This is a genomic window from Streptomyces sp. NBC_01635 (assembly GCF_045209715.1).
Lineage (GTDB): Bacteria > Actinomycetota > Actinomycetes > Streptomycetales > Streptomycetaceae > Streptomyces > Streptomyces hirsutus.
In genome coordinates, this window is sequence record NZ_CP109277.1 from 4,801,114 (window position 1) to 4,825,742 (window position 24,629).

Sequence of the window (24,629 nt, forward strand, 5' to 3'; positions counted from 1 at the left end):
GAGGGTCGGCGCATGACAGCAGGGCCTCTTGGTAGTTCGGGGGTGCGAACCAAACCGATCACCAGGAGGCCCTGTTGCCGCAGTCTTTCGCGCTCACCTGTGTGGAGTCCAACTCGCCGTCCCTGTCGTGTGACTGTCTCGCGCATAGGTTCGGCAACGCGGCGGACGGGCCGGAGCGCGTGCGGTGTTACGGCTCGGACATGACGGACGCGGAATGGCAGGTCATCCGGGCGGTGCTGCCGGTGCCCGCGTGGCTTGAAGGACGGGGCGGCCGACCGGAGAACTACTGCCACCGCGTGATGCTGGATGCAGTCCGCTACGTGGTCGACAACGGCGTCAAGTGGGTCAATCTGCCTGCGGATTTCCCACCGTACCGGCGTGTGCACGCTTTCGCCCGCCGCTGGCAGGTGACGGGCCTGCTGGCCGAGCTCCACGACCGGCTGCGCGACTGCGTGCGGGACAAAGAGGGCCGCAAGGCGGACCCGACGGCTGCGATCGTGGACTCGCAGTCACTGAGGGCAGCGGCGAACATCCCGCGCTCCACGTCCGGCTGGGACGGCGGGAAGAAGGTGGGCGGCCGCAAGCGGCACCTGGTGGTGGACTGCCTCGGCCTGGTCCTGGCCGTCGCGGTGACCGCGGCGAGCGTGCAGGACCGCGACGCCGCCGTCCCGCTGCTCGAGCGACTGCGCAAGGTGCACTTCTCCATCCGCCTGGTGTGGGCGGACGGCGGCTATGCCGGGCGACTGGTCGACTGGGCGGCCGAGAACCTTCAGCTCACCCTTCAGATCGTCAGACGCACCGACGACGCCACGGGCTTCGTGGTGCTGCCGCGCAGGTGGGTGGTGGAAAGAACGCTCAGCTGGCTGATGCGCTCGCGCCGCCTGGTGCGCGACTACGAGACCCTGCCCGCCATGCACGAGGCCATGGTGCTGTGGTCGATGACCATGCTCATGAGCGGCCGCCTCGCCGGGCGCCGCCCCGGTGCCTTCAGCCGGCCGGTGCAGCGAGCGCGGTGAACACCCCCGGCCGCACCTGCCGGGCCCACCCCCGCTCCACCAGGCGTTTCGCCCTCGACCGCACCCCCTCGACCTTCGCCGGGACCACCTGAAGCCCCAGAGCCCTGGCCAGCTGCTGACAGCGCATGCCCTCCCGGCCCGCTTCCGACTCCAGCACCGACACGATCCGCTGGTAGTCCGGCGCCAGGACCGACGCCGTCATGCTGCCGGTCCGGTGCGGCACCACCGAGCCGGCCACCGGGCCCCGCTGCGGTTCCACGACCGCGGAAGGCGGCTCGGCCAGTACCTCGGCCACCGTCACGCGGGCATCCACCAGCCGCTGCAGCACGCGTTCCGCCTCGCCGAGTGCGGCCTGCACCTGCTCCGCCTCCTCCCGCAACCGCGCGATCTCTTCCCGGGCCTTCTTCTCCCGAGCCTCCAGCAGACCGAGCACCGACGCCACCAGCCACCTCCACGAGCCAGACGAGCGGACCAACCATGCCCATCTCTCCCGCTGCCGACCGGAGTTCATACCCTCCGGCCCGAACTAAACGATCACGTTCGGAAAGCGGATGGCGTCTCAGAGATCCCGGCTCCTTTGACAAGTCGACGTGGACGGTCCAGAGGCGCCCTAGGAATCCGAGCGCAGCCCCAACACGCTGTGCTGAATGAGCCCAGCGGGTGCATCAGCAGCGCCCGACTTCCGACGCGTCAACTCCACCAGCTTCGAGCGCAGGTCAGACGCGGGTTCACCAAGCACGATGGCGCTGATCACCAGCTCAAGCATCAGGCAGTCGTAGTCGTCGTCCGTGCCCCGATAGCGCTCGGGATCCCGTTCAACTACGGCATGAGCGATCCGCCATCCACCGCCATCAACCGGCGCGAAGGTCGCCGCGTAGGCCCCGTTACCGGTCCAGCTTCGATGCAGGAAGACAACCTCGCTCTCCGTGAAGACGTCCCACTTCTCGTCCATGTCCCGCGACGCGTAGCCGCGCTGAATCCGCTCCCAGTCTTCATCTGACCAGATGCGCTGGGGCAGCTGTGGCATCGGTTGAGGAGCTGATATCGGCTGCATGCGACCGGAAAACCTGGACCGAGTTATGCGTTCGTCAGCGGGCATGGAGCGATCTTACGGACGAAGCCGAGCCGACGACCGCTCAATCTCAGCCCCAGCTCCCATCCCGTCCGCCGTCGACCCACACACCGTGGAGCGGGCGTGGTTCAGGGCGTCCAGGTGGAGCGCGCCACTGTACGAACGACCTTGACGCCCCTGGGCCGCGTCTGCTCGGCTCTGCCTGGGTCGACGGTGGACGGGATGGGAGCACCCCGCCCATGCCACTACGGACCCGCAGCTGGGAACGGCGCCCCCTCCATCCCGGTGCCGGCCGATCCCCCGCCGGAGGCATCATCTTGTGGCCGCGGATGACGTCTCGCCCTTGCCCGTTTGCACGCAGCGCGCCGCCGGGCGGGGCCGCCGCTGGCGAAGACAGAGCGGCGGCCCCGCCGACAAGGCGGCGCGCGCCCGCGCCGTGCGCGGGCTTGAACCCGTAGAGAAGGTTGTAACTCAGTGAGGTTCAGGAGCCGGTTGGCCTGGCCGGTCGTCCGGCTGTCGTGATCCTGCGTGCCTCTTCTGCGGCGCGCTGAAGCGCCTGGGCTACCTGGTCGGCGTCGTCGGCGCTCAGCAGGATCTCTTGTGTCCAGAGGAGCGAGAGCCTGACCGTGCCGTCGTGCAGGTGTACGGCTACGTCGACTTCTGTGCCGTGGCCTGCTGCGTCCCGGACGTCGTCCAGGCCTGGGTCGCTTGCGAATGCGCTCATGTTCCGATGTTCCACAGCGGGGCGTCGTACTGGTCCGGCCGGCTGTGGCTCGGCGCGTACGGTCCGATGCGGCCGGAAGAACTGGCCGGTCTCCGCCGCCGAGACGTCGACCTCGACAACCTCCGCGTCCGCGTCCGCCTCGCCGAGCCGGAGCGGATGAACGGGCGTCGCGTCCAGGGCGACACCAAATCCGAGGCGGGCACCCGGACTGTGATTCTTCCCGCGTTCCTTCGCCGGGAGCTCCGCTGGCACCTGGAGAGCTACGCCGAGCCGGGCCCGGACGGGCTGATCTTCGTCGGGGAGAAGGGCGCTCCCTTCCGGCGCAGCACCTTCGGGCGGAAGTGGCGGAAGGCGCGTGAGGTCGTCGGCATGTCAGAGGGCTTTCGGTTCTACGATCTCCGGCACACCGGGCACACGCTGTCCACCCGGTCCGGGGCCACACTCAAGGACACCATGGTCCGTGCCGGGCAGTCCTCGGAGAAGGCGGCGCTGATCTATCAGCACTCCGACGACGAGCGGCAAGCGGAGGTCGCCGCCGGGCTGGATGCCACCGTGCGGAAGGCGCGGGCCGCTGCCAGGGGGAAGGAGCCCGACAGGCCTTCTGGCACGAATCTGGCACGCGACGAGTGATCACAGAGCACAGCAAAAAGGCCCGGGTCTCTGACCTGGGCCTTCTTCGTGGAGCGGGTGACGAGAATCGAACTCGCGCTCTCAGCTTGGGAAGCTGATGTTCTACCATTAAACTACACCCGCGTGTGATCCAGGGCACTGATCTCGACCGGTGTCCGGATGCTCGCCCACTGTACCCCATGCCAGGTCCCCGGTGTTTTCCGTGCCGGGGGCCTGATGTCGTTTCAGGGGTGGAAGCGTGTGCGGAGGGGTGGAGTTGGGGCGTACGGTGGGGCCCCGAGTGAGGGGTGCCCGGGGTGGAGGATCCCCCCACGAGGGAGTCTCCTTGATCCCGTAATGTGGCTTTTGTCGTCAGGGCAGGAAGCCAGATGCGGTTCTTGGGAAGGGACTCTTGGACTTGATGGAGCGCACCGTCGTCCGCTGTGCCGATGGGCACGTATTCGCCGCCGCCTCGTTCCCGATGCAGCAGGCCGAGCGGCTCGGTCCCGGTCGGTTGCTGCGGTGTCCGCGCTGTGCGCGGCTCCGCAGCGTCGTGCCGGTGGCCTTCGGGAAGCGGTAGAGCGGCAGAGCGGTGAAGCGGTAGGGCTGTGTCCGGTCCGGCGGTCGTGAGAGCGGTCGGTGGGCCGGGGGCAGTACGGAGAACCTCGGGCGTGGGCGCGTGGGGCGGCGCGGTGGTGGCCGGCCTGCGCGTCTTGCGTATCCTCGGGGAGTGCTTCTCTCAGACAAGGACATTCGGGCCGAGATCGACGCCGGGCGGGTACGGGTCGATCCCTACGACGAATCCATGGTGCAGCCGTCCAGTGTCGACGTGCGCCTCGACCGCTTCTTCCGGGTGTTCGAGAACCACCGGTACCCGCACATCGACCCCTCCGTCGAGCAGGCGGAGCTGACCCGGCTCGTGGAGCCGGAGGGGGACGAACCGTTCATCCTGCATCCCGGTGAGTTCGTGCTGGCCAGTACGTACGAGGTCATCTCGCTGCCCGACGATCTCGCCTCGCGGCTCGAGGGGAAGAGTTCGCTGGGGCGGCTCGGGCTCGTCACGCACTCGACCGCCGGGTTCATCGACCCCGGCTTCTCCGGGCACGTGACCCTCGAGCTCAGCAACCTCGCGACCCTGCCGATCAAGCTGTGGCCCGGGATGAAGATCGGCCAGCTGTGCCTGTTCCGGCTCAGCTCGCGCGCCGAGTTCCCGTACGGCAGTGAGCGGTCCGGGTCCCGTTACCAGGGGCAGCGCGGGCCCACCGCCTCGCGGTCCTTCCTCAACTTCCACCGGACCCAGGTGTGAGCGAGGCGGGTGACGTGAGCGAGGTGCGGGAGAACCTGAGCTACGAGCAGTTCGGTGTGGCCGTGCGTGAGCTCGCGCAGGCCGTCGCGGACGACGGGTACCGGCCGGACGTCGTGCTGAGCATCGCGCGGGGTGGTGTCTTCGTCGCCGGCGGGCTCGCCTACGCCCTCGACTGCAAGAACATCCACCTCGTGAACGTCGAGTTCTACACCGGCGTGGGGACGACGCTGGAGATGCCGGTCATGCTGGCGCCCGTGCCCAACGCCATCGACTTCACCGACAAGAAGGTGCTGATCGCCGACGACGTCGCCGACACCGGCAAGACGCTCAAGCTCGTCCGCGACTTCTGCCTCGGCGCCGTCGCCGAGGTGCGCAGCGCCGTCGTGTACGAGAAGACGCAGTCCCTGGTGAAGTGCGAGTACGTCTGGAAGCGGACCGATGACTGGATCAATTTCCCTTGGTCCGTTCAGCCGCCCGTGGTGAGGCGGACCGGGCAGGTTCTCGACGCGTAGAGAGCAGTCGAGGGCAGGGTGACAGGAAGGGGGCTCCCGAGCGGGAGCCCCCTTCCTCGTGTGCCGTGTGTGCCGCTCGCTGTCAGAGCGTGCCCAGCTTCACCAGGGACAGCAGGGCCAGGAGCTGGATCGCGGACGCGCCCAGGGCCTTCGGCCAGGGGAGGTCGTGGGAGCGGCTGACCATCAGGGTGAGGAGCGCGCCGCCCGCGACCCAGGTGGCCCAGCCGACGATCTGGACGAAGGTGGCGTCGCCGCTCGCGAACATCGCGAGGATCAGGCGGGGGGCGTCCGTGAGGGTCATGATCAGCATGGACAGGCCGACCGTGGGCTGCCAGGCGCCGTTGCCGCCGAGCTGGCGGGCCAGGGAGTGGGTGACCACGCCCAGGATGAGGAAGCTGATCACCATGGCCACGCCCGTCATCAGGACGATGGGTATGGCGCTGGTGATGGTGGCCTCGATCGCCTCTTCGCGGGCGCCGTCGAAGCCGAAGACCGCCAGCAGGCCGTAGAGGAAGGTGACGGTGAGGGCGGGGCCCCACACCGTGTAGTCGCGCATCTGCAGGAAGGTCCGGTCAGGGGCGGTGACGATGCCCTTGAGCAGGTCCTTCCAGGGCAGGCGGGGGCCGACCGGACCCGGCAGCGGGGCCGCGTCGCCGTGGTAGTGGTCGTCGCTGATCTGGAAGGCCTGGGTGTGCCCCGGGTTGTTGGCCGCGTACGGGTCGTGCGGGGCATGGGGGGAGTGCGGGGCGGGAGGGTACGCGCCGCCGTCGCCGAAGTACTCGGGCTCGCCGTGGCCGCCGCCGGCCCCGGGGCGGTGCTGGCCGCCGTAGCCGCCCGGACCGCCCGGACCACCGCCCGGACCGCGGTTCACCTGCGGCCAGCCGCCGCCGTTGCCGCCGCCGCTGTGACCGCCCCTGCCGTAGGGCGGCTGCTGGGGCGGGTACGGCTGAGGCGCCTGCGGGGAGCCGTACGACGGCCCCGGCGGCGTCTGCTGTCCGTACGGGGGTTGTTGCGGTCGCGCGTGAGGAGCGCCGTTGTTGTCCCGGCCGCGTCCGATCCTGAATCCAGCCACGTTGTCGAACGTACCTGGTCCCGGGGGGCCGCGTGCCGGGCCCGGGGTTTCGGGCCCGGCTTTGCGGCCGAGCTGTGACATCCCCTAAGGGGGCGTCGGCCTGATGGTCCGTCCTTCGGAGGGCTTGGCACGGGCCCGGTCCTCCGCAGGACGGAGCCGGGGTCAGCCGCCGAGGGCCGTGCCGAAGCGCGGTTCGCTCAAGTGGCCCGGTCGGGTCAGCCGTTGATGTGGAAGCCGAACAGCGGGTTGCCGGCCGAGGAGATGCCGGCGGGGGTCAGGCCGATGCCGCGTCCGGCGGGGTTGATCTTCGTGCCGTCGGAGTTGAAGACGACGGTGTAGCCGTTGCCCGCGTTCTCCCAGGGGATTCCGACCGTGAGGTCGGCCTTTCCGTCGCCGGTGACGTCGGAGAGGAGGACCTCGCCGCCGAAGCCGTCGCCCTCCTCGCCGCTGCCGGGGACGCCCGGGGTGTTCTGTTCCAGGGCCTGGGAGCCGTTCTCGCGCAGGCCGCCGCTCCAGCCGTAGATGACGGAGACCATGCCGGAGTCCTTGACCCCGTTCAGGTCCTCGCCCGGCGCGCCGACGACGAGGTCGTCGTGGCCGTCGCCGTTGATGTCGCCGAGGGAGACCTCGTGGCCGAAGCCGTCGCCCTTCTCGTTGCTGCCGGGCACGCCCGCGGTGTTCTGGCTGATGGTCTCGGCGGCGCCTCCGGGGCCGCCCGCCGTCCCGTAGACGATCTCGACGGCCCCGCCCTTGGCGACGCCCGCGCTGACCGAACCGGCGTCCCAGCTGTTGCCGATGACGATGTCGCCGTGGCCGTCGCCGTTCACGTCGCCGATGTCGGAGATGACCCCGGCGGGCAGCTTCCGCGCGCCCGACTTCGTCACCCCGGAGGAGGAGCCGGGCAGCCAGTAGTTGGCGTTGTACGAGTACTCGCCGTCGCTGTCGCCCTCGTAGCCGTCCACGACCAGGTCGGTCCGGCCGTCGGCGTCGATGTCGCCCGGGGTGAGGTTGAAGATGTCCAGGCCCTTCACCTTGAGGATGGGGGCCGTGACGCTGTAGCGGCCGCCGGTGGAGCCCGACTTGGTGAAGCCGCCGCGGTAGATGTCGACCTTGTTGATGTCGGAGGCGATCGCGAGGTCGTCCCGGCCGTCGCCGTTGTAGTCGCCGGCCGCGACCACCTGGCCGAACCAGTCGTGGGTGGAGCGGGAGGGGTCGGAGACCGTGGTGCCGCCGGACAGGCCGCCGGAGCCGCCCCACAGGATGACCACGGTGCCGCCGTCGGTGTCCGAGCCGGCGTCCTCGCCCGGGGCGCCCACGGCCAGGTCGGCGTAGCCGTCGCCGTTGTAGTCGCCGGGGGCGGTGTGGGCGCCGAACTGGTCGCCCTTCTCGGCGGTGCCCGGGACGCCGGCGCTGTTCTGGCTGAGGGTCTGGATCCGCTTCGCGCCCGCGCCGGCCGGGGAGCCGTACAGGATGGTGACGGCGCCGGCCTTGGACTTGCCGTTGACGGAGGCGAGGGGGGCGGTGACGGCGACGTCCCGGTAGCCGTCACCGTTGAAGTCGCTGTCCAGGCCCGGGGCGGCGGCCGCGGGTCCGGCCGCGGCGACGAGCAGGCCGCCGGTGAGCGCGGCCGCGGTGGCGGTCGCCAGGGTGATGCTGAGCTTCTTGCGCATGGGGTCTCCTGCCCTGTGCGGGGCGGCCGCCGGCTGCGGCGTCCCGTGCCGGTGCGGTGGGTCGCCCGTGTGCGTCCCGGAGGGGCCACGAGTTCACCGGGTGATCACCCGGTGATCACCGCCAAGGAGACCGGCGAGGGGCGGGGAAGGTTGTACGTGGACATGGCAAAAGTGGGGGCGGGTGCGCGATGAGTGCGCACAAGGGTGTGAGACGGGCGCGGGCTCGGGCGTGGGACAGGCGGGCGCGGACGGGGAGCGGGTGCGGGGGCAGGCGGCCACCGCACGGCCACCGCCGGTTCCCCGCACCGGCCGTTCTTCGGCCGCTCCCCCACGAGGGCCCCGGGGCCCTCGGCGCACGACAGCGCCCCGCCGCCGGCCGGAGCCGGGACGGGGCGCTGGAGGAGGGGCCGGACCGGTTACTTCACCGGCTCGGGCTCCGGGGTGTTCTCGCTCTCCGCCTCACCGGCGGGGTCGAGCGGCGTCTTGACCGACTTCAGCAGGAGCTGGGCGACGTCGACGACCTGGATGGACTCCTTCGCCTTGCCGTCGTTCTTCTTGCCGTTGACCGAGTCGGTCAGCATGACCAGGCAGAACGGGCAGGCGGTGGAGACGATGTCGGGGTTCAGGGCGAGGGCCTCGTCGACGCGTTCGTCGTTGATGCGCTTGCCGATCCGCTCCTCCATCCACATCCGCGCGCCGCCGGCGCCGCAGCAGAAGCCGCGCTCCTTGTGGCGGTGCATCTCCTCGTTGCGCAGGCCCGGGACGTTGGCGATGATCTCGCGCGGAGGCGTGTAGATCTTGTTGTGCCGGCCCAGGTAGCACGGGTCGTGGTAGGTGATGAGGCCCTCGACCGGGGTGACCGGGATCAGCTTGCCCTCGTCGATGAGGTGCTGGAGCAGCTGGGTGTGGTGGATGACCTCGTAGTCGCCGCCGAGCTGCGGGTACTCGTTGCCGATGGTGTTGAGGCAGTGCGGGCAGGTGGCGACGATCTTCTTCGCCGACCTGGGCTTCTTCGACTCCTCGGTGACGTTGCCCTCGTCGTCCGTCTCCTCGCCGAAGGCCATGTTCAGCGACATGACGTTCTCCATGCCGAGCTCCTGGAACAGGGGCTCGTTGCCGAGGCGGCGGGCGGAGTCACCGGTGCACTTCTCGTCGCCGCCCATGATCGCGAACTTGACGCCCGCGATGTGCAGCAGCTCGGCGAAGGCCTTGGTGGTCTTCTTGGCGCGGTCCTCCAGGGCGCCGGCGCAGCCGACCCAGTACAGGTACTCGACCTCGGACAGGTCCTCGATGTCCTGGCCGACGACCGGGATCTCGAAGTCGACCTCCTTGAGCCACTGAAGGCGCTGCTTCTTGGCCAGGCCCCAGGGGTTGCCCTTCTTCTCCAGGTTCTTGAGCATCGTGCCCGCCTCGGACGGGAAGGAGCTCTCGATCATCACCTGGTAGCGGCGCATGTCGACGATGTGGTCGATGTGCTCGATGTCGACCGGGCACTGCTCGACGCAGGCGCCGCAGGCGGTGCAGGACCACAGGACGTCGGGGTCGATGACGCCGTTCTCTTCGAGGGTGCCGATCAGCGGCCGCTCGGCCTCGGCCAGCGCGGCGGCGGGCACGTCCTTCAGGGCCTCGGCCGAGGCCTTCTCCTCGCCCTCCATGGTCTTGCCGCCGCCGGCCAGCAGGTACGGGGCCTTGGCGTGCGCGTGGTCGCGCAGCGACATGATCAGCAGCTTGGGGGAGAGCGGCTTGCCGGTGTTCCAGGCGGGGCACTGCGACTGGCAGCGCCCGCACTCGGTGCAGGTGGAGAAGTCCAGCAGGCCCTTCCAGGAGAACTGCTCGACCTGGGAGACGCCGAAGACGTCGTCGTCGCCGGGGTCGGTGAAGTCGATCGGCTTGCCGCCCGACGTCATCGGCTGCAGGGCGCCGAGGGCGACGTCGCCGTCGGCCTCGCGCTTGAACCAGATGTTCGGGAAGGCGAGGAAGCGGTGCCAGGCCACACCCATGTTGGTGTTGAGCGAGACCACGATCATCCACACGAACGAGGTCCCGATCTTGATCGTGGCGACCAGGTAGACCAGGTTCTGCAGCGTCTCGACGGACAGGCCGTCGAAGGCCAGCACCAGCGGGTACGAGGCGAAGTACGCCGCCTCGTAGCCGTCCACGTGGTGCAGCGCGCCCTCGAGGCCGCGCAGCACGTAGATGGCGAGGCCGATGGTGAGGATGACGTACTCGACGAAGTACGCCTGACCCGATTTGGAACCGGCGAAGCGGGATTTGCGGCCCGGACGCGACGGCAGGCTCAGCAGACGGATGACGATGAGCACGGCGATGCCGAGCACGGTCATCACGCCGATGAACTCGATGTACATCTCGAACGGCAGGAAGCCGCCGATGACCGGCAGCACCCAGTCGGCCCGGAAGAGCTGGCCGAACGCCTGGGCGAGGGTCGGCGGCAGCGTCAGGAAGCCGACGGCCACGAACCAGTGGGCGATGCCGACGACACCCCACCGGTTCATGCGCGTGTGACCGAGGAACTCCTTCACCAGGGTCACGCTGCGCTGGTAGGGATTGTCGGTCCGGGTACCGGCCGGGACCGGCTGGCCCAGCTTGAAGTACCGGACGAACTGGCCGATCGCGCGCGCGAGCAGGGCAGCGCCGACCACGGCCAGGACCAGCGACACGATGATCGCGGCGAGTTGCATGGGGGCTCCTCGGGCCTGCGAGGGTTTGGTCGGGGGCTCCTGCCACGGAATTCCCGACATTACTAAGCGGTAACTTATGCAGTCCGTTTGAGACTACCCCTAACCCCAGCCGCACTGTAGTCGGGTGCGGGGTGATCTGAATCGCTGAGGCTTGCCTTGGGAGGCGCCCCGGCCGCGGCCGCGGGACGACCGCCAAAGCGGGGCATACGCCACTAACTTATATCCGTGACGCACACTTGTATCCGGGTGCCGCTGTCCTGATACCGCCGTCCCGGGTGGTCCGCGGGTTTATCCGCGTTCCTGCGCGGGGCTGCTCGCCGCTCTCGCGCGGGGTTCTCGACTGCTGCCGCGCGCCGTCGCCGCCCCGGCCGCGTCGTCGCCGACGTCGCTGCCGGCGTGACCGCTGAGGGGGCTGCGACGTCGCCGCGACAGCGCCGTCGATGCCGCCGGCGCCCCGCTCCTGGCGGGTGACTTCCGCCTCGCCCTCGAGCGGAACCGCAGGTCAGCGCCTGGTTGCGCGTAAGGAGCGGATAAGAGTTGAGTCCGACCGACTCAGCTCTGTTGACCCGGCGCCGGGCGTCAGGCATGCTTGAGCCTGTTCCACTCAAGTCAGCTGGAGGAATCGAAATGGCACGTGCGGTCGGCATCGACCTGGGCACGACTAACTCCGTCGTCAGCGTTCTGGAGGGCGGCGAGCCCACCGTCATCACCAACGCCGAGGGCGCCAGGACCACGCCTTCCGTCGTCGCCTTCGCGAAGAACGGCGAGGTGCTGGTCGGCGAGGTGGCCAAGCGGCAGGCCGTGACCAACGTCGACAGGACCATCCGGTCGGTCAAGCGCCACATGGGCACCGACTGGAAGATCAACCTGGACGGCAAGGACTTCAACCCGCAGCAGATGAGCGCCTTCGTGCTCCAGAAGCTGAAGCGGGACGCCGAGGCGTACCTGGGCGAGAAGGTGACCGACGCGGTCATCACCGTCCCGGCGTACTTCAACGACGCGGAGCGCCAGGCGACCAAGGAGGCCGGCGAGATCGCGGGCCTGAACGTGCTGCGCATCGTCAACGAGCCGACGGCCGCCGCCCTGGCGTACGGCCTCGACAAGGACGAGCAGGTCATCCTGGTCTTCGACCTCGGTGGCGGTACGTTCGACGTCTCGCTGCTGGAGATCGGCGACGGCGTCGTCGAGGTGAAGGCCACCAACGGTGACAACAACCTCGGTGGTGACGACTGGGACCAGCGCGTCGTCGACTACCTGGTCAAGCAGTTCCAGGCCGGGCACGGCGTGGACCTGGGCAAGGACAAGATGGCGCTCCAGCGCCTCCGTGAGGCCGCCGAGAAGGCCAAGATCGAGCTGTCCGCGTCCACCGAGACCACGATCAACCTCCCCTACATCACGGCCTCCGCCGAGGGCCCCCTGCACCTCGACGAGAAGCTGACCCGCGCCCAGTTCCAGCAGCTGACCGCGGACCTGCTGGAGCGCTGCAAGACGCCGTTCAACAACGTCGTCAAGGACGCCGGCATCGCGCTGTCCGAGATCGACCACGTCGTTCTCGTCGGTGGCTCCACCCGTATGCCCGCCGTCGCCGAGCTCGTCAAGGAGATGACCGGCGGCAAGGAGGCCAACAAGGGCGTCAACCCGGACGAGGTCGTCTCGATCGGTGCCGCGCTCCAGGCCGGTGTCCTCAAGGGCGAGGTCAAGGACGTCCTGCTGCTCGACGTCACCCCGCTGTCCCTCGGCATCGAGACCAAGGGCGGCATCATGACCAAGCTGATCGAGCGCAACACCACGATCCCGACCAAGCGCTCCGAGATCTTCACCACGGCCGAGGACAACCAGCCGTCGGTGCAGATCCAGGTCTACCAGGGCGAGCGCGAGATCGCGGCGTACAACAAGAAGCTCGGCATGTTCGAGCTGACCGGTCTGCCGCCGGCGCCGCGCGGCGTCCCGCAGATCGAGGTCTCCTTCGACATCGACGCCAACGGCATCATGCACGTCACGGCGAAGGACCTCGGCACCGGCAAGGAGCAGAAGATGACCGTCACCGGCGGCTCCTCGCTCCCGAAGGACGAGGTCGACCGCATGCGTGAGGAGGCCGAGCGGTACGCGGAGGAGGACCACCAGCGCCGCGAGGCCGCCGAGTCCCGCAACCAGGGCGAGCAGCTCGTCTACCAGACCGAGAAGTTCCTCGCGGACAACGAGGACAAGGTTCCCGGCGAGATCAAGACCGAGGTCGAGGCCGCCGTCGCCGAGCTGAAGGAGAAGCTCAAGGGCGACGACTCCGCCGAGATCCGCACCGCCACGGAGAAGGTCGCGGCCGTCTCCCAGAAGCTGGGCCAGGCCATGTACGCCGACGCGCAGGCCTCCCAGGCCGCGGGCGGCGGGGCCGGCGCCGGTGGGGCCAAGGCGGACGACGATGTGGTCGACGCCGAGATCGTGGACGACGAACGTAAGGACGGTGCGGCGTGACCGAGGAGACCCCGGGCTTCGACGAGCAGTCGCAGCAGCCCGACGTCCCCTCAGGCGTTCCGGCCGACGAGGCCGAGCCGAAGGCCGCCACCCCCTCTGCGGAGGAGGCGGCGGCCCCGGCCGGGGACTCGGGTCCCGACGCCGGGCTGGTGGCGCAGCTGGACCAGGTGCGTACGGCGCTCACCGAGCGCACCGCGGACCTTCAGCGGCTCCAGGCCGAGTACCAGAACTACCGCCGCCGGGTCGAGCGCGACCGGATCGCGGTCAAGGAGGTCGCCGCGGTGAACCTCATGACCGAGCTCCTGCCCGTGCTCGACGACATCGGCCGCGCGCGGGAGCACGGTGAGCTGGTCGGCGGGTTCAAGTCCGTCGCCGAGTCGCTGGAGTCGACCGTGGCGAAGATGGGCCTGCAGCTGTTCGGCAAGGAGGGCGAGCCCTTCGACCCGACGATCCACGAGGCCCTGATGCACTCCTACGCCCCGGACGTCACCGAGACGACGTGCGTGGCGATACTGCAGCCGGGATACCGCATCGGCGAGCGCATCATCCGCCCCGCGCGGGTGGCCGTGGCGGAACCGCAGCCGGGCGCCCAACCGGGCAAGCCGGCCGAGGAGAGCACCGAGGCGGCGGCGGACGACAAGGAGACAGGTGGCCCTCAGGAGGGCTGACGCCTTCGCCGGCGTCCGCGGCACGCCGGCGGAGGCGGGCAGGACGAGCAGGTCAGGAGAGGAGGGACGTCGGGGATGAGTACCAAGGACTTCATCGAGAAGGACTACTACAAGGTCCTCGGCGTCCCTCAGGACGCCACCGAGGCCGAGATCAAGAAGGCGTACCGGAAGCTCGCCCGCGAGTACCACCCGGACGCCAACAAGGGCAACGTCAAGGCGGAGGAGCGGTTCAAGGAGATCTCCGAGGCGAACGACATCCTCGGTGACCCCAAGAAGCGCAAGGAGTACGACGAGGCCCGCTCGCTCTTCGGCAGCGGTGGTTTCCGCGCGGGGCCGGGCGCGGGCGGAGCCGGGTCGTTCAACTTCGACCTGGGTGACCTCTTCGGGGGCGGCCAGGGCGGTGGTCAGGGCGGCCAGGCCGGTGCCGGCGGCTTCGGCGGCGGGATCGGCGACGTCTTCGGCGGGCTGTTCAACCGCGGTGGCACGGGCACCACGCGTACCCAGCCCCGGCGCGGCCAGGACATCGAGTCCGAGGTCACCCTGAGCTTCACCGAGGCGATCGAGGGGGCGACGGTCCCGCTGCGGATGTCCTCCCAGCAGGCCTGCAAGGCCTGTTCGGGAACCGGCGACAAGAACGGCACACCGCGCGTGTGCCCGACCTGCGTCGGCACCGGGCAGGTCGCCCGGGGCAGTGGCGGCGGCTTCTCGCTCACCGACCCGTGCCCCGACTGCAAGGGCCGCGGTCTGACCGCGGAGAACCCCTGCGACATCTGCAAGGGCAGCGGCCGGGCCAAGTCCTCGCGGACGATGCAGGTGCGCATCCCCGCGGGGGTCAGCGACGGTCAGCGGATCCGGCTGCGGGGCAAGGGCGCTCCGGGCGAGCGCGGCGGCCCGGCGGGCGACCTCTACGTGGTCGTGCACGTCGGCAGCCACCCGGTGTTCGGCCGCAAGGACGACAATCTCACCGTCACCGTCCCGGTCACCTACCCGGAGGCGGCGCTCGGCGGGGAGATCCGCGTTCCGACGCTCGGCGGTCCGCCGGTCACGCTGAAGCTGCCCCCGGGGACACCCAACGGGCGGACCATGCGGGCCCGCGGCAAGGGAGCGGTCCGCAAGGACGGCTCGCGCGGTGATCTGCTGGTCACCGTCGAGGTGAGTGTTCCCAAGGACCTGCCGGGGAAGGCTCGTGACGCACTGGAGGCGTATCGCGAGGCGACCGCGGACGACGATCCGCGGGCGGAGTTGTTCCAGGCCGCGAAGGGAGCTTGAGGGCGATGGACGGTCGTCGACGCAATCCGTACGAACTGACGCAGGACACTCCGGTCTATGTCATTTCGGTGGCGGCCCAGCTCTCCGGGCTGCATCCGCAGACGCTGCGTCAGTACGACCGTCTGGGGCTGGTCTCCCCGGACCGCACCGCGGGCCGGGGCCGCCGCTACTCGGCCCGTGACATCGAGCTGCTCCGTCAGGTGCAGCAGCTGTCGCAGACCGAGGGCATCAACCTGGCGGGCATCAAGCGCATCATCGAACTGGAGAACCAGGTCGCCGCGCTGCAGGCCCGGGTGGCGGAGCTGGAGGGCGCCCTGGACGGCGTGGCCGCGACCATGCGGCAGCGCGAGGCGGCGGTGCACGCATCGTACCGCCGGGACCTGGTGCCGTACCAGGAGGTCCAGCAGACCAGCGCGCTGGTGGTGTGGCGGCCCAAGCGCCAGCAGCAGACCGACTGACGGCCGGCACCCGGTCCGGTCGTCGTCGGCCGGCGTGAAAGCGTCGGTCCGGGGCGGCGGTGCGGTGACGGAAGTGTCCCCGTGGGAAGGCTGCGGCCTGACGGAGAAGTTCCGTTTGGCGCAAAAGTGAGGTACTGGGCGAGGCCCGGAGGTTCGTCCGAACCTCCGGGCCCCGTCTGTGCGCGGGCTGTTGACGGTGCGTCAACCGGAGTCCCGAGTGCCCCCGTGTACGCCCCGCGCACGGCTGTGAGCAGCACGTGTATGCGCGTGTAGGAGATATGTGCGATTCTTTCGCCGAGCCCACACGACTTCAGCGCACGGTGCTGTGTTCATCTCGTTAAGTAGTTGGTCTTGACGCCACTGGTCGCTGGAGCGTTGGCTTTTCAGTCACATGGGCCGCAATGTTCTGCCCACGTCCAAAAACGTACTGAAGTGAGCCCTCGCATGCGTCGTATCGCCATATCAGTCGCCGTCACCTCGATGTCCGTCATGCTCGCCGGTTGCGGTGCACTCAACGCGACGGGGAGCAGCGACGGAGCGAGCCCCACCAAGGGGAACGATGTCACCATCGGGCTCCTGCTGCCGGAGACGGCCAACACCCGGTACGAGCAGTTCGACTACCCCATCTTCAAGAAGAAGGTGGAGGAGCTCACCAGCGACAAGGGCAAGGTCGACTACGCCAACGCCGATGCGGACGCGGGCAAGCAGTCGAGCCAGATGCAGCAGATGATCAAGGACAAGGTCGACGTCATCGTGCTGGACGCGGTCGACGCGCACGCCATCGCCGAGGACGTGGAGAAGGCCAAGGACGAGGGCATCCCCGTCATCGCCTACGACCGGCTGGCCGAGGGCCCGATCGACGCGTACATCTCCTTCGACAACGAGCTGGTCGGCGAGGTCCAGGGCCGTACCCTGCTGGAGGCGCTCGGCGGCGACGGCGAGGTCACCAGCAAGATCGTCATGATGAACGGCTCGCCGACCGACCCGAACGCCAAGCAGTTCAAGGCGGGGGCGCTGTCCGAGCTCCAGGACGCGGTGACCATCGCCAAGACCTACGACACCAAGGACTGGAAGCCGGAGAACGCCGAGGCCAACATGGCCGAGGCGATCGCCGAGATCGGCGCGGGCAACATCGCGGCGGTCTACTCCGCCAACGACGGCATGGCGGGCGGCGTCATCAAGGCGCTGAAGGCCGCCGGGGTGACCGAGATGCCCCCGATCACCGGCCAGGACGCCGAACTCGACGGCGTGCAGCGGATCATCCTGGGCGACCAGTTCATGAGCGTCTACAAGTCCTACCCGACCGAGGCCGAGACCGCCGCGGAGATCGCGGTGGCACGGATCCAGGGCAAGGCCATCCAGTTCGACGCGCTGACCGGCGACCGCGTCGACAGCCCCACCGACAAGGACATTCCGGCGAAGCTGGTGCCCGTGGTCGCCCTGACCAAGGAGAACATCGCGGACACGGTCGTCGCGGACGGAATCTACAAGCTGTCGGACATCTGCACGGCCCCCTACAAGGAGGCGTGCGACAAGGCCGGACTGAAGTAAGGCCTGTCCGGCGGCGGGTCTTCGGCCGCCGGACCACGTCGACCGCCTTGTCGACCGCCCTGCCGGGGAGTGCGGACCGCCGCCCTCCCCGGCAGTGTCGTTCCCGCCCGCGCACGTCCCGCGTCCTCGCCCCGCACCCCGCCGTTCTCCCGCCGCTCATGTGGGGCCGACCACCGCCGGTTTGTTGCAATGTGACGAGTCGAGGCAGGGGCATAGAAGGTCATACCGGCGGTTTCCGGCGACCGTGCCGACGGGAGCCGTGTTGCGGAGCCGGGTGGGTCCGCGCATAGTTGCGCATCGGAAAGTGGCTGAACCGGGGGTGGGCGGGCAATGGCCGGGCGCGGGACGGACGAGCATCCACATGGTGCTGACCGACTGTGCGACCTCGGGGATCGCGTGTACTCCCGGGCCGTACGGCGCGGGCGGGTGCCGCGCCGGGACGGGGAACCGGTGCCCTGTCTGCTGGATCTGGCCCTGCTGCACCCGGACCCCGACGACATGGAATGGCTGGTGCCGACCGCCCCGCAGGAGGTCATGACCCGGCTGTTGCGCGGGATGTACGACGAGGTCAGCGCGAGCCAGCGCCGCGTGGGTTCGGCCGTCGAGGCCTTCGAGTGGTACGCCGGCCTCGGCCGCGGGACGCAGTCACCGCAGGCTTTCGCCGCCTCGGCCGGGGAGGGCCCGGCGATCCGGGTGCTGGACGGGGTGGCCCGTATCCAGGCCGCGATGGACGAAGCGACGCAGGCGTGCACCACGGAGGTGCTGACGGTCCAGCCCGGCGGCATCCGGCGCGAGGCGGAGCTGTCGGAGGGCCTGCACCGGGCGACGGCGCTGCGCGGGCGCGGGGTGCGGATGCGGGACCTCTACACGCATGTGGCCCGGCACGGCCAGGGGCTGCACGGGTACCTGGAGCTGATGGGCGCCGCGGTGGAGGCGCGGACGCTGGACGAGGTGACCGAGCGGCTGATCCTCTTCGACCGTACGGTCGCCTTCATCCCCGCCAACGCCGAGCGCTCGATGGCCCTGGAGCTGCGGCATCCGGCGTTGGTGGAGTACCTGGGCACGGTCTTCGAGCGGCTGTGGCGGCTCGCCCTCCCGCTGGCCGCCCCGCTCCCCGACACCGGCATCGAGGGCATCTCGCACCGGGAGCGGTCCATCGCGGCACTGCTCGCGGAGGGCCACCAGGACGCGGTGATCGCGGAGCGGCTGGGGATCAGCGTGCGCACCTGCAGGGCCCACATCGCCCGGCTGTCGGAGACGTTGGGCGCGGCCAGCCGTACCCAGCTGGGCGTCAAAATGGCCCAGGCCGGCCTGGACGGCCCACCGCGATCGGCGGCGGCCTCCGCCTCCGTCACGATTCCTGATCGAGAATCCCGGACTGCCCGATGAGGTACCCGAGCTGAGCCCGGCTCCCGCTGCCCAACGTCGTGGCGATCTTGGCGATGTGCACGCGGGCGGTGCGGACGTTCATGCCGAGGCGGTCGGCTATCACGGCGTCGGTGTGGCCTTCGACGAGGAGCGCGGCGATGGCGCGCTGGCGGGGCGTGACGCCGTTCAGCGTGGGCCGGCGGACCGCCTGGGGGTGCATCGGTGTGGCCGGCCGCCAGAAACGGTCGAAGGCGGTGGCCAGGTAGCCGACGATCGTCGGGTGCCGGATCTCCAGCGCGACGCGGCCGTCACGGTCGGAGGGGACGAAGGCGACGGCCCGGTCGACGATGATGGGACGGTCGGTCACTTCGTCGAGAGTGCGGGCCTCCGCGTCGCCCCTCAACTGCTCGTAGCGCGCGATGACCATCAAGACGTGGCGCTGGCTGTGCGGGTACAGGGTGCGGATACGGCCGCCGCGGTCGAGGAAGGCCTGGTCGCGTTCCAGGGCGAGGGTCTGAGCCGTCACGCCGCGCCCGGAGCTGTAGTGGTTCCTGTGCGGCTGGATGCACAGGAGTTCGTCGGTCCCCTCCGCCAGAGCTTCGAAGAGGGCCTTGTTGATCCGCTCCGAGCCGCTGAGAACCCGGATCATCGGGGTGTCCGCCCCCGTTGCGCGGAGCCTGCCGATCCGCATGAGCGGCTGGAACGTCTCGGCCAGTCGCTCCTCGCGCCGCCGTTCGTCCGCGATCCGCGCCTCGCAGGCCCGCAGCATCCCGTGAAGGGCGACGGTCGGTTCGACGGGCTCCAGGCGGTTCAGATCGTCGACGGCCGGATGCAGCAGCCCGAAGTCGACCAGACAGGGAGCAGCGCGCGCCTCCTGCGCGCGGACGTGCCCCTCACGCAGGGAACGTGCGTACAACTCCACCCCCGCCCCGCACAGTTCCTCCCTTCCGTGGTCGTGCGTCTTCGCCGTCATGTGTGGCTCGCTCACCCCCGGTGCTCAGTTCTCCTGTTCGAGGATCCCCGACTGAGCGATGAGATAACCCAGTTGGGCGCGGCTGCCACTGCCGAGGGCGGAGGCCAGCTTGGCTATGTGGGCGCGGCAGGTGCGGACGTTCATGCCCAGGCGCCGGGCGATGGCCTCGTCGACGTGGCCCTCCACGAGGAGCTTGGCGATGGAGTGCTGGATGTCCGTGAGGCCGTCCGAGGCCGGTTCGTACGGGGCGCCCATGCTCAGGGGGACCGCGCGGGTCCACATGAACTCGAAGACCTTGATCAGGTAGCGGACGAGGCCGGGATGGCGCAGTTCCAGGGCGACCTGACGGTCGTCGCGGGTGGGGATGAAGGCCACGGTCTCGTCGCAGATGACGAGCCGCTCCACGAGCTCGTCGATGGTGCGGTACTCCACCCTGCTGGTGTCGAACCGTGCCACGTACGCCAGCGTCTCGGGGCTGTGGCGGGCGGTGTGCTGGTAGAGGGTCCGGATGCGCACCCCCCGCTCGGTCAGCTGCTGGTCGCGCTCCAGCCCTTGGGCGAGGGTGTGTTCCAGCCGACGGCCGCCCGGCTGGACGGTGAGCATCTCGGACCGGCACTGCGCGGTGGCCAGATCGAGGGCGGCGTTGATCCGGTCGAAGCCCTCCAGCACCGTGATCGAGTGGGTGGTCATCGACGTCTGGGCGCTGAGGGCCATGAACGGCTCGAAGGCGTCGGCCAGTTCGATCGACATCCGCCGACGCTCGGTGATCTCCCGTTCCAGGGGGTTGAGCCGGTGGGCCAGGGCTACCGCCGGGGAGAGGGGGCGCAGCCAGCTGGGGTCGTCCGGGTCGGGATGCAGCAGGGCGAGCTCCATCAGGCAGGGAGCGGGCTCCACGTCCGCACGGGCGATGCGGCCCGCGCGCAAAGCGTCGGCATAGAGACGGCTGCCGGCCTCGCACAGTTCGGTGACCGCATGGGGATGTGTCTTGTTCATCCGATTCATTGTCAAATCTCCACCCCACAGGGTCCTGAACATGCAGGAACATGATGCACCGATTGTGTGGCCACGACGTGCCCGAATGAGCCATCGTCGTACCTGACGGGGGAAAAGGGTGATCTTCGAGTGAGGACGAAGCCGACTATGCGCAAGAGAACGCTTCGCTCGGTGCTTGTCGCCGCATTCTCCGCCGTCGTGGCCTTCGGGGTGCTGAGTGGCCCGGCCGGCGCGAAGGGCGACGTCCGGGCGGACAGCAGCTGGGGACCAGTGGTGGGCGCCAACTCCGTGTCTTTGGACAGCAGCTGGGGACCGGTGGTGGGCGCCGGCTCCATGGGCACGGCCGACAGCAGCTGGGGCTGAGTGATGACCACGCCTCCCGACGACCGATCCTTCCGCCGCGAGATGGCCACCGCCTACCGGTCCGGATGGCACTTCATCGACCTGGTCACCGCCATCCCCCACAGCGGTGACTCCCTGATGGTGACCGTGTTCGGTGAACCGGTCGTCGTCACGCGCGACGAGGACCAGGACGTACGGGCGTACCGGTGCCTGCGGCGGCCCCGTGGGGCGCCGCAGCCCGTGCGGTGTGCCATCCGGTACGGAATGATCTTTGTGAACCTGGACCAACGGGACCACGAGCAGGTGGAGTCCGGCTCCCCCGCTTCCCGGACCATCTCGGCCACCCCCCGCAGTGCCTGACGCGATTCCCCCGTCGTAAAAGATCGCGCAGGTGCTTCCCCCCGCAGTGGCGTCACCGTGACCTGAACACGGTGACGCCACTGCAGTTTGCGGGGACATTTCCGGGTATGGCCGGGGTCGAGTGATGGCCGGAACCGGTCGTCGGACGCTACGGATCTTCACCACCGCCTCACCCCCCGTCTCGTCGCCGCCTCACGTGTACGGGCGCGATCGCCGTGCTCCCCCGTGCCGGAGCCGCTGCCGGCCGTGCCCGCGGGTGGCCTCCCCCGACCGCGCCTTCACCGCACGCCCCGGCCGGCCGGCCCGCGCGCCGCCGTACCGGTGCCGCCCCCAGTGTCACCCACGGCCGGCGAATGTCGTCCCCCGCGCGCGGGCCCGTCGTACGCCTTTCGCGCAGGGCCCCGCCTTCGCGCCCGCGCCCGCGCCCTCGCGCCGCGACCCCACCCCGATCCGTGCCGTGACGCCCGCCGCGCTCCGTTTCTCCGGCACGCGCCCGCGCCCTGCCCGCTCGCGCCTCTGCCCGCCCGCGCCCGTGCGTATTCACGTGCGTGTGTGCGTGCACATCCCGGGGGTGCGTGCGTATCCATGGGTGGAGGTACACGGAGGTACACGGAGGTACGCGGAGGTGAGCGGCCGGTGGTCGCGCCGGAAGCCGGGAGGCCCGGAAACTCGATCACTCCGGCCCTCCCGTCCTCACCTTGAGTGGAATAGACTCAAGTTTGTGTACGCTGACCGAGTCAGCCAAGTCGATGTCGGCCGTGAGGGCCGCTGAACGGTCACCGCAAGGAGGAGAACGCGAACGTGGACGCCGAGCTGACCAACCGGAGCCGGGACGCGATCAACGCAGCCGGCAATCGGGCCCTGACCGGGGGACACCCCGACCTCACCCCCGCCCACCTGCTGCTCGCCCTGCTCGAAGGGCAGGACAACGAGAACATCACCGACCTGCTCGCCGCGGTCGACGCCGACCAGGCCGCCGTGCGCGCCGGGGCCGAGCGCGTCCTCGCCGGACTGCCGAGCGTCACCGGGTCCACCGTCGCCCCGCCCCAGCCCAACCGCGAGCTGCTCGCCGTCATCGCGGACGCCGAGGCCCGCGCCCGCGACCTGGGCGACGAGTACCTCTCCACCGAGCACCTGCTCCTGGGCGTCGCCGCGAAGGGCGGCGCGGCCGGCGAGGTGCTGGCCGGGCAGGGCGCCACCGCGAAGAAGCTGCAGGCGGCCTTCCAGCAGACGAGAGGAGCCCGTCGGGTGACGACGGCCGACCCCGAGGGTCAGTACAAAGCCCTGGAGAAGTTCGGGACCGATCTCACCGAGGCTGCCCGCGAGGGCAGGCTCGACCCGGTGATCGGCCGGGACCAGGAGATCCGGCGGGTCGTGCAGGTGCTGTCCCGCCGCACCAAGAACAACCCCGTGCTCATCGGCGAGCCCGGCGTCGGCAAGACCGCCGTCGTCGAGGGACTCGCCCAGCGGATCGTCAAGGGGGACGTGCCCGAGTCGCTGAAGGACAAGCGGCTGGTCGCGCTCGACCTGGGGGCGATGGTCGCCGGGGCCAAGTACCGCGGCGAGTTCGAGGAGCGGCTGAAGACCGTCCTCGCCGAGATCAAGGAATCCGACGGGCAGATCGTCACCTTCATCGACGAGCTGCACACGGTCGTCGGCGCCGGTGCCGGCGGCGACTCCGCCATGGACGCCGGCAACATGCTCAAGCCGATGCTCGCCCGCGGCGAGCTGCGCATGGTCGGCGCCACCACCCTCGACGAGTACCGCGAGCGGATCGAGAAGGACCCTGCGCTGGAGCGGCGCTTCCAGCAGGTGCTGGTCGCCGAGCCGTCGGTCGAGGACTCCATCGCCATCCTGCGCGGCCTGAAGGGCCGCTACGAGGCGCACCACAAGGTGCAGATCGCCGACAGCGCGCTGGTGGCGGCGGCGACCCTCTCGGACCGCTACATCACCTCCCGCTTCCTGCCCGACAAGGCCATCGACCTGGTCGACGAGGCGGCTTCCCGGCTCCGCATGGAGATCGACTCCTCGCCCCTCGAGATCGACGAACTCCAGCGCTCCGTGGACCGGTTGAAGATGGAGGAACTGGCGATCGGCAAGGAGACCGACGCCGCCTCCCTCGAGCGCCTGGAGAAGCTGCGCCGCGACCTCGCCGACAAGGAGGAGGAACTGCGCGGCCTCAACGCCCGCTGGGAGAAGGAGAAGCAGTCCCTGAACCGGGTCGGCGAGCTGAAGGAGAAGCTCGACGGCCTGCGCGGTCAGGCCGAACGCGCCCAGCGCGAGGGCGACTTCGACACCGCCTCCAAGCTGCTCTACGGCGAGATCCCCGGCCTGGAACGCGACCTGGAGGCCGCCTCCGAAGCCGAGGAGGAGGTCGCCAAGGACACCATGGTCAAGGAGGAGGTCGGCTCCGACGACATCGCGGATGTCGTCGCCTCCTGGACCGGCATCCCCGCGGGCCGCCTGCTGGAGGGCGAGACGCAGAAGCTGCTGCGCATGGAGGACGAGCTGGGCAAGCGGCTCATCGGCCAGAGTGAGGCCGTACGGGCGGTGTCGGACGCCGTACGCCGCAGCCGCGCCGGAATCGCGGACCCCGACCGCCCCACCGGCTCCTTCCTCTTCCTCGGCCCCACCGGCGTCGGCAAGACCGAACTGGCCAAGGCGCTCGCCGACTTCCTCTTCGACGACGAGCGGGCGATGGTCCGCATCGACATGTCGGAGTACGGCGAGAAGCACAGCGTGGCCCGCCTGGTCGGCGCCCCGCCCGGCTACATCGGGTACGAGGAGGGCGGCCAGCTCACCGAGTCCGTGCGCCGCCGCCCCTACAGCGTGGTGCTCCTCGACGAGGTGGAGAAGGCCCACCCCGAGGTCTTCGACATCCTGCTCCAGGTCCTCGACGACGGCCGCCTCACCGACGGCCAGGGCCGCACGGTCGACTTCCGCAACACGATCCTGGTGCTGACGTCCAACCTGGGCAGCCAGTTCCTGGTCGACCCGCTGAGCACCGAGGAGCAGAAGAAGGAACAGGTCCTGGAAGTGGTCCGGACCTCCTTCAAGCCGGAGTTCATCAACCGGCTCGACGACCTGGTCGTCTTCTCGGCGCTGACCAAACCCGAGCTGGAACGCATCGCCGCACTGCAGCTCGACCGGCTGGGCCGCCGCCTCGCCGAACGCCGGCTCACCCTGGACATCACTCCCGAGGCGCTGGCCTGGCTGGCGGACGAGGGCATGGACCCGGCCTACGGCGCCCGCCCGCTGCGCCGCCTGGTGCAGACCGCCATCGGCGACCGGCTCGCCAAGGAGATCCTGTCCGGCGAGATCAAGGACGGCGACACGGTCCGCGTGGACCGCGCCGGCGAGGGCCTCCTGGTGGGCCCGGCCACGGTCAAGACGCTGTAATACCCCCTAGGGGTACGGTCTCCATGGTCATCGAAATGTGATCATGGAGACCGGCGCGTGGGGAGACCTCTCGGCCAGGCAGGTTGCCCGGCACGTGCC

20 protein-coding genes, 1 tRNA gene and 1 pseudogene are annotated in these 24,629 nt (G+C 69.8%); 13 read left to right on the forward strand and 9 right to left on the reverse strand.

The genetic code is table 11. The features are described from left to right. The first annotated feature begins 200 nt into the window (after positions 1–200). Positions 201–1,016: an IS5 family transposase gene (locus OHB56_RS22375; protein WP_406355247.1), complete on the forward strand. Its 816-nt coding sequence runs from the start codon at positions 201–203 to the stop codon at positions 1,014–1,016. Here the strand turns inward: OHB56_RS22375 and OHB56_RS22380 are convergent. The 3 genes from OHB56_RS22380 to OHB56_RS22390 form a co-directional block, all read right to left on the reverse strand. Continuing rightward, on the reverse strand, positions 988–1,458 hold the full coding sequence (locus OHB56_RS22380; protein ID WP_406355248.1) for a hypothetical protein: 471 nt from the start codon (positions 1,456–1,458) through the stop codon (positions 988–990). The two genes, OHB56_RS22375 and OHB56_RS22380, sit on opposite strands and share 29 nt — an antisense overlap. 168 nt (positions 1,459–1,626) lie before the next feature. Further along, the gene (locus tag OHB56_RS22385) at positions 1,627–2,043 is read right to left on the reverse strand and encodes a hypothetical protein (RefSeq protein WP_406355250.1); all 417 of its coding nucleotides are present in this window, start codon (positions 2,041–2,043) and stop codon (positions 1,627–1,629) included. Positions 2,044–2,569: 526 nt separating this feature from the next. Then, entirely contained in the window at positions 2,570–2,812 is a 243-nt protein-coding gene (locus OHB56_RS22390; protein ID WP_406355252.1) for a hypothetical protein, read from the reverse strand. A gap of 45 nt (positions 2,813–2,857) precedes the next feature. Here OHB56_RS22390 and OHB56_RS22395 point away from each other — a divergent pair. Further along, positions 2,858–3,442, forward strand: a pseudogene (locus OHB56_RS22395) (tyrosine-type recombinase/integrase); the annotation flags it as partial. Between the two features lie 49 nt (positions 3,443–3,491). On the opposite strand, the gene OHB56_RS22400 reads toward OHB56_RS22395, so the two are convergent. Further along, a tRNA-Gly gene (locus OHB56_RS22400) sits at positions 3,492–3,565 on the reverse strand. A gap of 586 nt (positions 3,566–4,151) precedes the next feature. On the opposite strand from OHB56_RS22400, the gene dcd reads away from it, so the two are divergent. Then, the gene (gene dcd, locus OHB56_RS22405) at positions 4,152–4,727 is read left to right on the forward strand and encodes a dCTP deaminase (RefSeq protein ID WP_055570280.1); all 576 of its coding nucleotides are present in this window, start codon (positions 4,152–4,154) and stop codon (positions 4,725–4,727) included. A 14-nt stretch (positions 4,728–4,741) separates the two neighbouring features. Next, on the forward strand, positions 4,742–5,239 hold the full coding sequence (locus OHB56_RS22410) for a phosphoribosyltransferase (protein WP_326757096.1): 498 nt from the start codon (positions 4,742–4,744) through the stop codon (positions 5,237–5,239). 82 nt (positions 5,240–5,321) lie between these two features. Here the strand turns inward: OHB56_RS22410 and OHB56_RS22415 are convergent, their stop codons facing one another. From OHB56_RS22415 to OHB56_RS22425, 3 genes are all read right to left on the reverse strand, one after another. After that, complete coding sequence (locus OHB56_RS22415; RefSeq protein WP_406355253.1) at positions 5,322–6,392, reverse strand: Yip1 family protein; 1,071 nt, start codon at positions 6,390–6,392, stop codon at positions 5,322–5,324. 134 nt (positions 6,393–6,526) lie between these two features. Further along, entirely contained in the window at positions 6,527–7,981 is a 1,455-nt protein-coding gene (locus OHB56_RS22420; protein ID WP_406355255.1) for an FG-GAP-like repeat-containing protein, read from the reverse strand. Positions 7,982–8,397: 416 nt separating this feature from the next. Beyond that, a complete protein-coding gene (locus OHB56_RS22425; protein WP_406355256.1) occupies positions 8,398–10,680 on the reverse strand; it encodes a heterodisulfide reductase-related iron-sulfur binding cluster in 2,283 nt (760 codons plus the stop codon). Between the two features lie 627 nt (positions 10,681–11,307). On the opposite strand from OHB56_RS22425, the gene dnaK reads away from it, so the two are divergent. The 6 genes from dnaK to OHB56_RS22455 all read left to right on the forward strand — a co-directional run bounded on the left by dnaK (position 11,308) and on the right by OHB56_RS22455 (position 18,484). Beyond that, the gene (dnaK, locus tag OHB56_RS22430) at positions 11,308–13,149 is read left to right on the forward strand and encodes a molecular chaperone DnaK (RefSeq protein ID WP_055594698.1); all 1,842 of its coding nucleotides are present in this window, start codon (positions 11,308–11,310) and stop codon (positions 13,147–13,149) included. Then, positions 13,146–13,817 carry a nucleotide exchange factor GrpE gene (grpE, locus tag OHB56_RS22435; RefSeq protein WP_055594699.1) on the forward strand — a complete coding sequence of 224 codons (672 nt, stop codon included), beginning with the start codon at positions 13,146–13,148 and terminating at the stop codon, positions 13,815–13,817. The genes dnaK and grpE overlap by 4 nt, the downstream gene beginning before the upstream one ends. Before the next feature lie 75 nt (positions 13,818–13,892). Then, positions 13,893–15,086, forward strand: coding sequence for a molecular chaperone DnaJ (gene dnaJ / locus OHB56_RS22440; RefSeq protein ID WP_406355259.1), 1,194 nt, complete (start codon positions 13,893–13,895; stop codon positions 15,084–15,086). Between the two features lie 5 nt (positions 15,087–15,091). After that, positions 15,092–15,544: a heat shock protein transcriptional repressor HspR gene (locus tag OHB56_RS22445; protein WP_055594701.1), complete on the forward strand. Its 453-nt coding sequence runs from the start codon at positions 15,092–15,094 to the stop codon at positions 15,542–15,544. Between the two features lie 444 nt (positions 15,545–15,988). After that, entirely contained in the window at positions 15,989–17,095 is a 1,107-nt protein-coding gene (locus OHB56_RS22450; protein ID WP_326753854.1) for a substrate-binding domain-containing protein, read from the forward strand. 330 nt (positions 17,096–17,425) lie between these two features. Then, complete coding sequence (locus tag OHB56_RS22455) at positions 17,426–18,484, forward strand: LuxR C-terminal-related transcriptional regulator (RefSeq protein ID WP_406355261.1); 1,059 nt, start codon at positions 17,426–17,428, stop codon at positions 18,482–18,484. On the opposite strand, the gene OHB56_RS22460 is transcribed toward OHB56_RS22455, so the two are convergent. Then, positions 18,447–19,436, reverse strand: a complete 990-nt coding sequence (locus OHB56_RS22460) for a LuxR C-terminal-related transcriptional regulator (RefSeq protein WP_406359191.1) — start codon at positions 19,434–19,436, stop codon at positions 18,447–18,449. The two genes, OHB56_RS22455 and OHB56_RS22460, sit on opposite strands and share 38 nt — an antisense overlap. A 24-nt stretch (positions 19,437–19,460) precedes the next feature. Then, positions 19,461–20,429, reverse strand: a complete 969-nt coding sequence (locus OHB56_RS22465; RefSeq protein WP_326753857.1) for a helix-turn-helix transcriptional regulator — start codon at positions 20,427–20,429, stop codon at positions 19,461–19,463. Between the two features lie 171 nt (positions 20,430–20,600). On the opposite strand from OHB56_RS22465, the gene OHB56_RS22470 reads away from it, so the two are divergent. The 3 genes from OHB56_RS22470 (at position 20,601) to clpB (ending at position 24,530) form a co-directional block, all read left to right on the forward strand. Beyond that, positions 20,601–20,792: a hypothetical protein gene (locus OHB56_RS22470; RefSeq protein ID WP_055594710.1), complete on the forward strand. Its 192-nt coding sequence runs from the start codon at positions 20,601–20,603 to the stop codon at positions 20,790–20,792. A 3-nt stretch (positions 20,793–20,795) separates the two neighbouring features. Then, positions 20,796–21,131, forward strand: coding sequence for a hypothetical protein (locus OHB56_RS22475; protein ID WP_326753858.1), 336 nt, complete (start codon positions 20,796–20,798; stop codon positions 21,129–21,131). 801 nt (positions 21,132–21,932) lie between these two features. Further along, a complete protein-coding gene (clpB, locus tag OHB56_RS22480) occupies positions 21,933–24,530 on the forward strand; it encodes an ATP-dependent chaperone ClpB (RefSeq protein WP_326753859.1) in 2,598 nt (865 codons plus the stop codon). Positions 24,531–24,629 lie beyond the last annotated feature (99 nt).